The following is a 13,038-nucleotide window of genomic DNA, read 5'->3' as shown; positions in this document are numbered from 1 at the left end:
TCTATTGAGAGAGGCCTTCACCGACTTTATTAACTTGTCATCTGTCTTTCAGCGCGACATACTGGCGTTAGAAAAAACATCGGTGACATATTTCCCGATACCAAAAAAGGTCTTCACAGATTGGGGAGTCGGCTTTTAGCAATCGACAGGAAGACCCCTATGAAAAAGATCGTCATTATTGGCGGCGGTGCCAGCGGCCTGCATTTGGCTACGCGGCTCGGTCAATATTTTTCTTTTACCCCTTTCTTTAAGCGCCGCCGCAAGTCCCCCGCTGCACAAGTTACTCTGGTCGATCGAAATCGCACCCACCTCTGGAAACCACTGCTACACCAGGTTGCCTCCGGCGCATTGGATGCCAATATGGATGCACTGAATTATCAGGTGCACGCCCGCATTCACGGCTATGAATTTCAGTTGGGTAGCCTGCAATCTCTGGATCGTGAACGACAGGTAGTTGAGCTCGGACCCGTTAATGATGAAGACGGTAGCGAGTTAGTACCCGCGAGGGAATTGGAATACGATTATTTGGTGCTGTGTATCGGCGGGCATAGTAACGACTTTCATATTCCCGGCGTCAGGGAAAATTGTATTTTCCTGGATAGCAGTTATGAAGCACAAAAATTTCACCAAAACCTTCTCAACCGTTTCCTGCGTTTAGAAACCCGTGTTGACGATAAATTGCAAGTGGCGATCGTTGGTGGCGGGGCAACGGGTGTAGAACTCTCGGCAGAACTAGTGGATGCTGTAAAGTTGGTTGGCAACTATGGACGCATTCGTCCCAATGCAATGGAAATCACCCTGATAGAAGGGGGTGAGCACCTACTCCCCGCACTACCAAAACGAATTGGAAATAATGCTGAACGCGAGCTGGCCAAGATGGGGGTTAATATTCTTACCGGCCATCATATTTCAGCTGCAACAGAGAGCGGACTCACCACGTCTTGTGGCAAGGAAGTTCCAGCCGCTATCCGAGTGTGGGCTGCCGGCGTCAAGGCTCCGAAATTTCTCGCTCAACTGGATGGCCTCAGTACCAACCGACTCAATCAAATCGAAGTGGAAACTACCTTGCAGACCCAAACTGACGCAAAGATTTTTGCCATGGGGGACTGCGCCAGTTGCATTGACGGCAATCACCAGCGAGTGCCTCCGCGCGCCCAGGCAGCACAGCAAATGGCTACCCTGGTTGGCGATAATATTATTGCCCTATTTGAAGATAGACCTTTGCACCATTTTTATTATCGCGATCGAGGCTCTCTGGTATCCCTCAGTCAATACACTGCCGTTGGCAACCTGATGGGCGCGTTGGTTAAAGGCAGTCTTACCGTAGAAGGACGCCTTGCTGGCCTTGCCTATCGCTCACTCTACCGTATGCACTTGGCGGCAATCCACGGCTGGCCGAGAGCTATGCTGCTCTACCTAATCGGGCAGGCGAACCGGTTTGTGAAGCCGAAGCTCAAGATGCACTAAAGTATCGATCCCATGGAGCTAAGGGGATATTAGACAGTTAGTGCAAAACTAACTAATAGCACTACCAATAAACCCTGCACATGGAAGTGCCAGGGCGGTAACATTATGAATCAGACCAGCCCATCAATTAAGACCTCTGAGCTGAATGCGAGCTCCTTTGTAGATCCAGGCAAAGCCCTTGTGTGAAAATATAAAATGAAAAAACAGTATCAAAAAATTGTTGTACTTACCGGCGCAGGAATTTCAGCTGAATCTGGCATAGGTACTTTTCGCGGTGCCGATGGCCTGTGGGAAAACCATCGCCTGGAAGATGTCGCAACGCCAGAGGCATTTGATCGCAATCCGGCACTGGTACATAGATTTTACAATGAACGCCGCCAGCAGCTGCTATCTGCAGATATCCATCCCAACCCCGCCCATCTCGCCCTGGCCGAACTGGAACAGAAATTCCAAGGGGATTACTTACTGGTTACTCAAAATATTGACAACCTGCATGAGCGCGCGGGCAGTGAGCAGTTGATTCATATGCATGGAGAGCTACTAAAAGCACGATGCCGTAGGAGCGGAAAACTATATCCCCTCGATTCGGACCTTTCGATAACTGATACCTGTAGTTGCTGTCAGCAGGCGGGAAACCTTCGCCCCCATGTGGTCTGGTTTGGAGAAATGCCTCTGGAAATGGAGACTATCTATCAGGCGTTGTCCGATTGCGACCTATTTATCAGCATTGGCACATCTGGAAACGTCTACCCAGCAGCGGGATTTGTCGAATGTGCCAATCAGGCTGGAGCTCACACCATAGAGTTGAACCTGGAGCGCAGTAGTGTCGGCGATGCCTTCAAGGAACACCGCCACGGACTGGCGTCACAGGTAGTCGATACTTTTATAAAAGAAATTATTAATTAAGATGACTCTGAAACTGCATTTTCAGTCTGCGAGGATTTCATCGGGCCATAGCGCTGTATCAAAGTGGTTACCCCCTCATTATCACGCACCAGGATATAGAGTCGGTCAAACTCACTGGCCTCTCGAATGGGTCGCCCTTTTTCACCGCCAAGCAATTCCGCCAGTTTTGGAGTGGTATTGCTGTGCCCAACCACTAAAATCCAATTTCCCGCCTGCTGCAAAGAGTTAGCAAATTCTTTTAAATCTCTGGGGTTGTAAATTTCCACTTCAAGCCCCAGCTCTTTTGACAGAGGCTCAACCGTTTCCCGGGTGCGGTTGTAGTCAGTGCTATAGATAGCATCTATACCCACTCCCCCAAGAATATAGGCGAGTTGCCGAGCACGCTGCTGGCCCGCCTCAGTCAAATGAGGGTCGCGACCCACCCCGGGCCCTTTCTCTTTTTCTGCATGGCGTATTAAGTAAATAACCTGAGACTCAGAAGAGTCGGCTAAAACCCAATTTGAAGCCCCAACCAGAACAAAAAGTGTACAGAAAATAAACGACTTAAGTCTTGAAAGCACAGTATAAACTCCCAGGTAAATAACGGGGCAGACATATGCTGAATATAATAAGGTAAGTAAAGAGAGGATGCGGCGAAAATGCCAAACAATGCGATGAATTAAAATCGAACGATTTTTGAAAAAATATTTGATGCCGGATATCCGGCATCAAATTAGTGGTCATCCAGAATTAGATTTTCCACTCTTTTACGGTGTCCAGACCGTACTCATCAATCCACTGGCTCAGGGCCTTAGGATTACGCTTTTTCTTTTCAACAGTAGCGCCGGTATACGGGTTGCGATAGTGACCAGTTTCCAGCTTGGGCTCTGCTGCCTTTGCTGCCGGTGCTGCACGACGACCGCGACGGGGGCTGTCACCTTCCTTCTTGAGGTGACGGGCAACGCGAGCCTTCAGGGTTTGTACATAGTCTGCAGGATCTTCATCACCCAGCTGTGCTACCAACCACTCAACGATTTGCTGGCCACGGGCAACGAAGAATTCCTCTTCATCCATGTGGTATTCAGCAGCAAGGTTTACCAGTGCTTTATCATAGGCAATTACGCCATCTTTCTTGCGTTCAGCCTGAGCCATTTGCTCTTGTAACTCTTCGATTCTTGCCTGATGTTCGGCGATTTGTTGTTCAAGTTGTTCGTATTCCTGAAACATTCAATAAACCTCAACGACGGTTATTAAAAAACACAGAGATATATCTGTGGCGCTGGGCGACACAGATTGTTATTTCGGATATACCGTGTAAAAAATCAACAAACATCATGGCTGGCCAATGGCAAGCAATTTAGTGATGTTTAGTCCGGCATATTATGAATTGCCCGATATACATGAGTAGATACCACTACACATCGTGTAGTTCTGGTGTTAGGTATATTCGGCAAATACATTATTAAAAACTAGCCGATTTCAGCTCGGTTCGGCAAACACTCCGAATCACTGATTATATTTTTCGACTGAGGTCGCGAATAATAATCTTTCACCGGCAAATATCAACCATTTGTGTCCCTACCTTTGAATATAATAGGAATAATTCAAAATAAGGGCTAAAAAGTGTAACAAAGGCGGCCATATCTGCAATCTTAAAAGGATATCCCTAGGGAGCGCAATTAGCTATATTGTAGCTGCAGTCGTCAATTGCAAATTAGTCGCTGTGTAACGGTAATCGAGCATATTGCCAAATACAATTGGATACCCAGATCATACTATGTCCACTCACAATAATATCCACCATATACCGACTTTGGCCGCTCTGATGACGCCATTTCCCTACCATATCGATATCAATGCCACGGTAGAGGATGCTCTGGCAATGATGGAGGAGCACAAAGTACGCCACCTGCCGGTAACTCGTGCAGGCGACTTGGAGACGGTCATTTCCCGAGGGGATATCGAAAGAGCCAATGCACCGGGACACCGTTTAGAAGAGCAGCAACTTTATGTACATGACCTATGTGCCAGACGTCCCTTTATTGCAGATATCCACGACCCGTTAGATAAAATTCTCTTAGCTATGGCGGATACAGGCATTGGCTCGGTACTGGTTATGCGGGAAGGCGAGCTGGTTGGAATTGTAACTGTGACTGATATTTTGCGCTTTTGTAGCAGGTTTATGGCGGAGTTGGCCCAGCCGGTAGACGATTCTATTGCTTGAGCTCACTGCGATTACAGGGGCCAAACCCAAAGCAACATGGGGATACTCACAACCAGTACCAACAATTCTAGTGGCAGCCCCATTTTCCAGTAATCTCCAAATTCAAACCCTCCCGGCCCCAAAATTAAGGTGTTATTTTGGTGCCCAACTGGTGTTAGAAATGCGCAAGAGGCTCCAATTGCGACAGCCATCAGGAAGCTGTCTGGATTCACCGCCAGTTGTTCTGCAGTGCTCATGGCAATTGAACACATCACAGCCGCAGTGGCGACATTATTCATGAAATCAGACAGCGTCATGGTAACTACCAGGATCAGCCCCAGGGCCAAAACAGCGCTGCCCTGAGCCAGGACATCCAACAGAACCTGAGCGACCAAGTCTGCAGCTCCCGTTGACTCCATCACATCAGCAACAGCAATCAAAGTCCCCAATAGCACGACTACGGACCCGTCGATAGAGTCATAAACATTTCGCAACGGCACTATCTTCAACGCCATAAAAGCCAATACACAAGTGGCGAACGAGATTGCTGCCGGCAATAGGCCGAACGCTGCACCGGCGACACCAAGCACCATAGCCAATAGGGCAATAGCCGCCTTTTCCTTGTTGGGGATGCTAATATCCCTTGAGGCCAAAGGCACACAGCCCTTTTCCCTAGCAAAGCTGTTTAGGTTTTCATCGGCCCCCATCATTAACAGAGCATCACCGGCCAGTAATGGTGTTGAACGCAACCGGCGCACCGAGCGGCGCCCCTGGCGCGAGAGTGCTAGCAAGTGAATCTGGTATCTCGCTGCGAGGCGTGAAAACCTCATAGGGCGTCCCACTAAGGGGGAATCAGGCATGACAACCAACTCCCGCAGCTGCATTTCGGTACGATCCGCCAGTGCTTTTATTGGGGTCTTATTCTGAGAATCACTCTCGGTGTTATTGCTACCCGATTGTCGAGCCTTACCCGATGAATCTGCCCCAAGGGCTCCCACTGTTTTCAAACTGAGATTGGACAAGCAGGTAGCAAGGCTCTCTGGCTCCGCCTCAATGACCAAAATGTCACCGCTATTTACTTTATGCCAGGGAGTCGCGGGAGAGACCCTGGCGTCATTGTGTACGACACCCACAACTTGGGCATCTTCTGTTCCCAGCATCTTGGAAATTTCACGTAGATTCTTACCGGCAGCTACACTTTTTTCCTCAACAAGTGCTTCTGTTAAATATGTGCCAGTTTCAAAGGAGGAGGCCCCCGTTCGGTTGCGTGTAGGCACCAAGCGCCACCCAACAAATGCAATAAACAAAACTCCGGCTATCGCAACTGCCAGACCCACCGGGGTGAAATCAAACATACCGTAGCTACCGGCGCCAGAATCCGCCCGAAAACCGGAAACGACCAAGTTTGGCGGTGTACCTATCAGTGTGGTCATTCCCCCCAGAATCGTTGCAAAAGACAGGGGCATTAAAACCCTCCCCAGTGCCACTTTCTGTTTCTCGGCCATATCCACAGCCACGGGCATTAATAAAGCCAACGCGCCGACATTATTCATAAAGCTCGATAAAAACGCGCCGAGCCCAATGAGTAACAATATGGATACTGAGATACTCCCGCTTTTGCGGACAACTCGTTGTGCAAGTGCATCCATTGCGCCGGTATTTTGTAAGCCGCGACTCAGGATTAACACACAAGCTACAGTCACGACCGCTGGATGGCCAAAACCAATAAAAGCATTTTCCGGGGGAATCAGACCGGTAAAGACACAAGTCAATAAGGCTGCTATAGCAACCATATCGTGGCGCCACCGCCCCCATATAAACAGGGTTATAGTGACACTTAAAATAATCAGGATTAGTAACTGGTCAACAGTCATGGAGAAAGATATCCCTGAATATAAAAGCTGCTCAGATTTCTGTTCAGCTATCTATTCAGGGTATACCCGGGAAACTACATGGAGCGCACTTCTACGCCATAACCCCAGCTACATTAGGGGTACAAAATTCAGGAGAAAGTAACTGCCCGCTCTTCCAATGGATAAAACTGAGTACCTACTTTAATACAAACTCTGGCAGTACTGCAGGAGAACCAACCTCTATATCCAGTGACCTGAATATTTCTATAGGTGCCAACCATCGCCTGGCGCAAGCGTTGAGCCCAAGGTCTTAACTTTTCTCCATCGTAGCCGGAACCACAGGCACAAACATGTAAATTAACGAAATTAGCAGGAAGCCCCTCTTTAACCAAGGTATCTGCTAGCTGTCGAGGCGTGTAGGTTTTCCACTCTCCTCCTTGCCAGTTAGGCATGCCGTTTACATATACTTTTTTCTGCTTGTTGTTACTCGTGGAGCGCTCAGCACCAATAAATTGTCCATCCCCGGCACCCGTGCCATGGGTTACGATGTAAAGGGTATCGGCAGGGTTCAGCTTACTCAAACACTGGTTCACCCACCGATACATGGCTTTTCCAAAACCGGAGGTTACTTTATTGGCCAGGATTTGATTCACCGGTATGCCCCAGGCTTTCGCCAACCCCTCCGCATATTCCTGCATTTCATCACTATTTATCGGGATATAGATATATTTTTTAGCCACGTTTTTATCCTCTATACATGCAGGAGCAACCCGCCCATTATGTAATCCAAATGCTTCCAGGATTTTTAAATCAGCTGCAATAATTCAGGGAAGCTAAGATTTACCTTCTGTGACCTGGAATCGCATTAGGTTCAAAAAGTAAATGTAAACACTGAGCTATCGAGCAATAAATTAAAAATGTATTCTCTCATACTGAGCATTAATTTCCGGTGTAAATATCAAACTGTCATCTAACGCTAAGCACATCATATATTGCATATACAAGTAGCTTCTTCAGTTGCCATAGGCCTGGAAAGAAAATGGAGATACAATCAAATACCACCTATTTCCTAAATAAGCAGGAGTGCTACCTTGCGGACCGATACTGCAAATTACACGGACATCTTCCTGAATGATATTCCGCTGATGGACGTACGCGCCCCAGTTGAGTTTGTTCGCGGCGCTTTCCCTTCCGCAAGAAATCACCCCCTGCTTGACAATCACCAACGTGAACTGATCGGGACTGAGTACAAGAACAAAGGCCAGCAAGCAGCAATTGACCTTGGCTGGCGTTTAGCAACAGATGAAGTGCGAAGCTTATGTCTTTCACAATGGAGCGCATTTATACGTAAACAACCCCAAGGTTACCTCTACTGTTTCCGAGGCGGTTTACGCTCCCGAATGACACAAAAACTGCTGCGCTCGAATAATATTGAATACCCGATAGTAGAGGGTGGCTATAAAGCCATGCGGCAGTTCCTGTTAAACGAGCTGGAAAAGCATTGTACCCAACTGCCTTTTATCGTTGTTGCTGGTCACACCGGCAGTGGCAAAACGGAATTAATCCAGGCTGCGCGGCGGTATATCGACCTTGAGGGGATCGCAAAACATCGAGGTTCTAGCTTTGGCCGCACCAGTAGTAGCCAACCTTCACAAGTCGATTTTGAAAATCAGATCAGTATCGACCTGCTGAAGCTTTCCCAGCAGACAGGTGCTATTGCTATTGAAGATGAAAGCCGTCTAATTGGACGATGCGCACTTCCTCCAGTATTGCAAACCGCCATGAAGGCCGCTCCCCGGGTTCTTGTCGAGGAGCCATTGGAAACACGGGCACAGCGCATTGTGCAAAATTATGTTCACGAGGGCTTAGAGCGCTTTAAAAGCAGAGAAAAATCAGCAGCTGAATCTTTGGGGGAAGAATTACATCTCAATCTCAATAAAATCAGTAAACGCCTGGGAGGGCTGCGCTACAAGCAGCTCAACGAAGCCTTAGCTTCAGCTAACCAAGAATTACTGAGAACGAATAATAGTGATGTGTACATCCCTATCGTGGTGTCACTGTTGCGGGAATACTATGACGGCAGCTACGACCATCTTATGAAGAAATCGGAACAGAAAGTTCTGTATCGAGGCAACTACAACGAAGTACAACAGTGGTTGAAGGAGTCCAACCACTCACTGCAAAAACCAGAATAACAATTCTCAGCTTTTGTGAGCGAGGCGATTTAATTTAAATCTCCGCATTAAAAACCAGTCCCTAAAACTGCGCGGCAGCCAGCGGGCCATCCAGGGCAACAGGCTGCTGCGGTTGCCAATACGCACCAAAGGACGAGCGCGTTTTCGCAGCAGCTCACGCACCAATTTTTTAGCCAGCGTGCTTGCCAATGTAGCATTCTGTTGGGACTCCTGGGCTCGGGCCCTAACCGCCTCTTCCTGACGTTTATACAGGGAGTCCGGCGGCAAAAGACCGCGCAGGGATGTCTCAGCGTGGCGACCAAATTCCGATGCGATCGCACCGGGTTGCACCGTCATTACCCGAATGCCAAAGGGTTTTAGTTCAAGTCGCAAAACATCAGAAATGGAGTGTAGGGCCGCTTTAGAAGCACAATAGGCACCGGAGAAAGGTGTAGGCATTACCCCGGAAACCGAGCCGATATTACACACAATTCCGCCCTGCTCCGAACGCATTAAAGGTACACAGGCTCTAATCAAAGCGAGAGGGGCAAATACATTGGTTCGGAACTGCTTTTCCAGTGCTCGCGTGTCCAGTTCCAGCAGCGGCCCCATCTGACCGTAACCGGCGTTATTGACCAAAATATCGAGCCGCCCGTATGCCGCTTTTACTGCGTGAACCACTCGATTGATATCCGCCTGGGAATTCACATCCAAGGCCTCTGTGGCAATTCCCAGGTCCGCCAGCTCTTGTAAACTTTCCGGGCGGCGCGCCGTGGCAATCACTATGGTTCCCCGGCGATGTAGCGCCAAAGCCAGCTCCCGCCCAATACCGCTTGAGCAGCCGGTAATTAAAGCCACTCGATCCGGAACCACATAACCCCGCCCAATTTGCGCAAGGCTTTCCGCAGCAAAACTTCGATTGGGGGAACGAAATCTGGAAATGGGCGGCTTATCCACAGGAACTGCTCCGTTTAATGGTCCTATCTCTCAATGGGCGTTTGCAGGTACTCAATCAATCCGAAAACATTGCCATAGGGGTCGAGAAAGCTCGCCATCAGCACACGTCCAGAAACTTCCTCTATATCCGTGTGCTGCCGCACCCCCATAGTACCGAGTCGCTCAATCTGCGCGGCCAAATCCAAAACCTGCCAGTAAGCAACTACACCATCGGCCCGGCTGATCGCACTGCGCGCATCGGCATTTAATCCGAGCTCGCAATCACCAATACTAAATGCCGCATAGCTATCGCTTTCATAGCTGGGTTTCTGTTCGAGTACCTGCGTATACCAAGCCACAGCCTCGGTAATGTTGGCAACTCCGTAGACTGTTTTGCGCAAGCCAAGAATCTGCCCCATTTGAGACACCCCGTTGAGTAATTTTTATCCACTGGGTGGGGCACTATGGCGCAGTTTATTGCAGCTCTTGCTCCAACTGCTCCAGTAGGTCCAGGGGCTCCACCTCAACCCCTTCCAGTTCGGCGTTCCAGTTTATCCCCACCAATAAGACATCTTCATGCATGCCGGTGAGCCAGTCATCCATAAATTCTTCCAGGTCAATTGCCACTGCCTCATAGTCAGCCCAGTCTCCTTCGCAGTGGTCTTGTGCAAATTCTCTTTGCGACCAAAAGGGCATAACCTCGGTATCGGCCCGCTTTTCAGACTCACAAAGTGCAAAGCCCTCCTCACCCTGCAGGGCCCAGACGCAGCCCTGGCCTACAGCTTCAGGCAAAAAGCGCGCGCAATTATCTTCAAAATTATCGGTTAGGGTTTCGCTTTGCATAACAACTTCGCTTAAACGGTTTTACCGCAGTTTACGTTAGTTTTCCCGGTCTCAATAGGCCCTAAATTCTGTCGAATACTGCCATCGACTCAACATGATCGGTATGGGGAAACATATCCATGACACCCGCCTTACTCAAGCGGTACCCCAACTTCACCAATTCACCGGCATCCCGGGCCAGGGTGGCCGGGTTACAGGAGACGTAGACGATCCTGCTGGCAGAAAATCGCGCCAATCCGCGCACAGCCTCCAGAGCGCCGTCCCTCGGTGGGTCCAACAGGATTTTATCGAAACCTGCTTCAGCCCAAGGCGCACCTGCCATTTTTTCGTTTAGGTCGGCAGAATAAAAGTGCACATTGTGTAATTGGTTCAAAGCGGCATTATCTTCGCCCCGTTGAGTTAAAGCACCGACACCTTCGACTCCGATCACTTCCGCTGCACGACGCGCCAATGGCAGGGTAAAATTCCCCAGCCCACAAAATAAATCCAATACGCGCTCAGAGGGTTGCGGATCGAGCAACTCAACGGCTCGACTCACCATCTGCCGATTTATCGCAAAATTAACCTGCACAAAATCCTGCGGTTTAAATCTCAGCGTCAGGTCAAATTCCGGCAACTGATAACTTAGATAAGCGGCCCCTTCTATCGGCCAGATTCTCTCCAGTGAAGCATCACTGCCACCTTGTATATACAGGTGTATACCAGTGCTTTTAGCAAATGCTAACCAGAGCGCCAAGTCCTTATCTGACAGGGGCTTTAAATGGCGGAGCACCAGAGCTGTCACATCATCTCCAACCGCCACTTCCAGATGAGAAAAGTTTGCCCGGCCTTCACTTTCACCAACAAGTTTTTTAAGCGACCCTAAATGTTCGGCAATTTTTGTATGCAGTACCGGGCACTCATCAATATCTACCAAATCATTGCTGTGCTTTTTTCGAAAACCAAAAAGCAGCTCACCACCCTGGGACTTTTTTAATTTGCGAATGCCGATACGGGCCTTGCGCCGATAACCATAGGGATCAGCGGTTAACGGCGGCAGTATTTCTTCGGGTTCAATTCCACCGAAGCGCGACAACTGATCCAAAAGAATTTTTTGCTTTTCAATAATTTGTGCCGATGGCTCCAGGTGCTGTACCGAACAGCCTCCGCATGAATCCACATAGGCGCACTGCGGTGCGCACCGATCCGTTGAAGGCGATATGACGTCCTCAACAATTCCCTCATCAAAGCGGCCGCGCCGTGCGGTATAGAGGAATTTAACCTGCTCTCCCGGTAAGGCACTATCAATAAACACCGTCTTGCCACCTACCCGGGCAATACCGCGCATATCGTGACTAAATTTTTCTATTGTCGCTTCAGCGCGGCTCGGCAAGTTTTTTTTAACCGGCTTGCGGCCAGTAATAAAACGGGGCTTCTTACTCATAATTAATTGGGAGAATTCAGTACAACTAAAGAATAGAAAAAAGTTACAGGGTCAGGCGGTGACCGTTATCACGCAACCAGCGGCGCAATTCTTTAAATCTGGGGCACACACTTTGGACTAAATCCCAAAAAGCGCGGCTGTGGTTATGGTGTTGCAAATGGCAGACCTCATGGGCCACCAGGTAATCCACCACCGGCTCAGGAGCGAGACAAACAAGCCAGTTAAACTGCAGCTCACCGCGAATACTACAGTGACCCCACTTGCTTTTGGTACGACGAACTTTTACTGATGAAATACTTAACCCCAGCTGCTCGGCCAACACATGGGATTTTTGCGTTAACAATGCCAATGCTTCCCGCTGGTAAAGGCGTTGTAAAGCAGTTTGCAGCTGCGTGTCATCGGGCTGGAGATAGCGGGTATAAAGCCCGATAGCACCATCGCCAATACCGGCACTTTTACTGCTTGTCGCACGCTGTAAGGGAAGCTGCTGTCCCAGCCAGGGAAAACTCTCACCAAAAGCGTACTGATATTGCGGCACCTGCGCAGCGCGCCGGTCGGCTGCGAGTAACTGCGCTCTCACCCACTGGATATTTTCCTGCAGGAATTCATGCCCATAACGGGCTGCACAACGCTGTGGAATTCGCACTTCCACACCACCGGAAGACAGTACCAGTCCCAGACGCTTGCGCCGGTTCGAACGCACCAAGCGATAGGGAATATCTTCAAAAATAAAATCCTGGGCCTGTTTCAAGCGGGATCTCCACTCGCAACCCAGGAGCTAATACTAGGCACCATGAGCTACAACAGCCATGGTAATGCGAGAAATACAACTGAGTTTACCATTGGGCGCATAGATCAGAATTTCCCACACCTGGCTGCTGCGCCCAATATGCACGGGTTTCGCACGACCGCGAACCTCTCCCTCAGGGACAGGGCGCAGGTGATTGGCGTTAACCTCCTGACCGACACAATAAAATTTATCGGTATCCACTAATAGGTTGGCACCTATGGAACCCAGCGTCTCCGACAATACGACATTGGCACCACCATGCAAAATACCGAAGGGCTGGCGAGTGCGATGGTCTACGGGCAAGGTCCCTTCCAGGTAATCATCGCCAATTTCCGTAATTTCCATTCCCAGGTAGCCGGGCATGCATTGGGATATTCCCTGGTTCAGTTCTTCCAGTGAAGGATCTAAATGCCAAATTGCCATTACAATAAATCTCTTGTGCGTGTGATACCGGGGCATTAACC

General features: G+C 49.2%; 14 protein-coding genes. 4 read left to right on the top strand and 10 right to left on the bottom strand.

The annotated features are described in order from the left end of the window. Window positions 1–159: 159 nt before the first annotated feature. Window positions 160–1,467 carry an NAD(P)/FAD-dependent oxidoreductase gene (locus ACJJI6_RS19560; protein ID WP_475711807.1) on the top strand — a complete coding sequence of 436 codons (1,308 nt, stop codon included), beginning with the start codon at window positions 160–162 and terminating at the stop codon, window positions 1,465–1,467. Between the two features lie 195 nt (window positions 1,468–1,662). Continuing rightward, window positions 1,663–2,373 (top strand): Sir2 family NAD+-dependent deacetylase, encoded by a 711-nt coding sequence (gene cobB / locus ACJJI6_RS19555; RefSeq protein ID WP_413663451.1) that lies wholly within the window; start codon window positions 1,663–1,665, stop codon window positions 2,371–2,373. Here the strand turns inward: cobB and ACJJI6_RS19550 are convergent. After that, on the bottom strand, window positions 2,370–2,933 hold the full coding sequence (locus tag ACJJI6_RS19550) for a SixA phosphatase family protein (RefSeq protein ID WP_475711805.1): 564 nt from the start codon (window positions 2,931–2,933) through the stop codon (window positions 2,370–2,372). The two genes, cobB and ACJJI6_RS19550, sit on opposite strands and share 4 nt — an antisense overlap. Window positions 2,934–3,102: 169 nt before the next feature. Then, window positions 3,103–3,579, bottom strand: a complete 477-nt coding sequence (locus tag ACJJI6_RS19545) for a DNA binding protein (protein ID WP_282931121.1) — start codon at window positions 3,577–3,579, stop codon at window positions 3,103–3,105. Window positions 3,580–4,129: 550 nt separating this feature from the next. Between ACJJI6_RS19545 and ACJJI6_RS19540 the strand changes: the two genes are divergently transcribed. Continuing rightward, complete coding sequence (locus ACJJI6_RS19540; RefSeq protein WP_413663453.1) at window positions 4,130–4,576, top strand: CBS domain-containing protein; 447 nt, start codon at window positions 4,130–4,132, stop codon at window positions 4,574–4,576. An 11-nt stretch (window positions 4,577–4,587) separates the two neighbouring features. Here ACJJI6_RS19540 and ACJJI6_RS19535 read toward each other — a convergent pair whose 3' ends face one another. Together ACJJI6_RS19535 and ACJJI6_RS19530 are read right to left on the bottom strand one after the other, a co-directional pair. Beyond that, a complete protein-coding gene (locus tag ACJJI6_RS19535; protein WP_445355580.1) occupies window positions 4,588–6,429 on the bottom strand; it encodes an SLC13 family permease in 1,842 nt (613 codons plus the stop codon). 128 nt (window positions 6,430–6,557) lie between these two features. After that, window positions 6,558–7,148 carry a hypothetical protein gene (locus ACJJI6_RS19530; RefSeq protein ID WP_413663455.1) on the bottom strand — a complete coding sequence of 197 codons (591 nt, stop codon included), beginning with the start codon at window positions 7,146–7,148 and terminating at the stop codon, window positions 6,558–6,560. A gap of 351 nt (window positions 7,149–7,499) precedes the next feature. Between ACJJI6_RS19530 and mnmH the strand changes: the two genes are divergently transcribed. Then, complete coding sequence (gene mnmH / locus ACJJI6_RS19525; protein WP_444926020.1) at window positions 7,500–8,603, top strand: tRNA 2-selenouridine(34) synthase MnmH; 1,104 nt, start codon at window positions 7,500–7,502, stop codon at window positions 8,601–8,603. A 6-nt stretch (window positions 8,604–8,609) separates the two neighbouring features. Here mnmH and ACJJI6_RS19520 read toward each other — a convergent pair whose 3' ends face one another. The 6 genes from ACJJI6_RS19520 to ACJJI6_RS19495 all read right to left on the bottom strand — a co-directional run bounded on the left by ACJJI6_RS19520 (window position 8,610) and on the right by ACJJI6_RS19495 (window position 12,997). Further along, window positions 8,610–9,539 carry an SDR family oxidoreductase gene (locus tag ACJJI6_RS19520; protein ID WP_413663457.1) on the bottom strand — a complete coding sequence of 310 codons (930 nt, stop codon included), beginning with the start codon at window positions 9,537–9,539 and terminating at the stop codon, window positions 8,610–8,612. A 23-nt stretch (window positions 9,540–9,562) separates the two neighbouring features. Further along, a complete protein-coding gene (locus ACJJI6_RS19515; RefSeq protein WP_108734658.1) occupies window positions 9,563–9,937 on the bottom strand; it encodes a VOC family protein in 375 nt (124 codons plus the stop codon). Between the two features lie 55 nt (window positions 9,938–9,992). Continuing rightward, window positions 9,993–10,361 (bottom strand): DUF2750 domain-containing protein, encoded by a 369-nt coding sequence (locus ACJJI6_RS19510; protein WP_108734659.1) that lies wholly within the window; start codon window positions 10,359–10,361, stop codon window positions 9,993–9,995. Between the two features lie 61 nt (window positions 10,362–10,422). Then, window positions 10,423–11,784 (bottom strand): 23S rRNA (uracil(1939)-C(5))-methyltransferase RlmD, encoded by a 1,362-nt coding sequence (gene rlmD / locus ACJJI6_RS19505; RefSeq protein WP_444926021.1) that lies wholly within the window; start codon window positions 11,782–11,784, stop codon window positions 10,423–10,425. Between the two features lie 43 nt (window positions 11,785–11,827). Then, window positions 11,828–12,535 (bottom strand): M48 family metallopeptidase, encoded by a 708-nt coding sequence (locus tag ACJJI6_RS19500; protein ID WP_445355579.1) that lies wholly within the window; start codon window positions 12,533–12,535, stop codon window positions 11,828–11,830. Between the two features lie 33 nt (window positions 12,536–12,568). After that, the gene (locus ACJJI6_RS19495) at window positions 12,569–12,997 is read right to left on the bottom strand and encodes a hotdog fold thioesterase (RefSeq protein ID WP_444892114.1); all 429 of its coding nucleotides are present in this window, start codon (window positions 12,995–12,997) and stop codon (window positions 12,569–12,571) included. Window positions 12,998–13,038: the final 41 nt, after the last annotated feature.

The sequence above is a fragment of the Microbulbifer maximicatervae (SeqCode) genome (assembly GCF_056232625.1).
This window is presented reverse-complemented; position numbering and strand designations above follow the sequence as displayed.

Bases quoted from the DNA above. Each gene is read 5' to 3' on its own strand.
- ACJJI6_RS19535 (WP_445355580.1), bottom strand. From the start codon at position 6,429: ATGACTGTTGACCAGTTACTAATCCTGATTATTTTAAGTGTCACTATA.
- rlmD (WP_444926021.1), bottom strand. From the start codon at position 11,784: ATGAGTAAGAAGCCCCGTTTTATTACTGGCCGCAAGCCGGTTAAAAAA.
- ACJJI6_RS19560 (WP_475711807.1), top strand. From the start codon at position 160: ATGAAAAAGATCGTCATTATTGGCGGCGGTGCCAGCGGCCTGCATTTG.
- ACJJI6_RS19545 (WP_282931121.1), bottom strand. From the start codon at position 3,579: ATGTTTCAGGAATACGAACAACTTGAACAACAAATCGCCGAACATCAG.
- ACJJI6_RS19515 (WP_108734658.1), bottom strand. From the start codon at position 9,937: ATGGGGCAGATTCTTGGCTTGCGCAAAACAGTCTACGGAGTTGCCAAC.
- ACJJI6_RS19495 (WP_444892114.1), bottom strand. From the start codon at position 12,997: ATGGCAATTTGGCATTTAGATCCTTCACTGGAAGAACTGAACCAGGGA.
- ACJJI6_RS19510 (WP_108734659.1), bottom strand. From the start codon at position 10,361: ATGCAAAGCGAAACCCTAACCGATAATTTTGAAGATAATTGCGCGCGC.
- ACJJI6_RS19540 (WP_413663453.1), top strand. From the start codon at position 4,130: ATGTCCACTCACAATAATATCCACCATATACCGACTTTGGCCGCTCTG.
- cobB (WP_413663451.1), top strand. From the start codon at position 1,663: ATGAAAAAACAGTATCAAAAAATTGTTGTACTTACCGGCGCAGGAATT.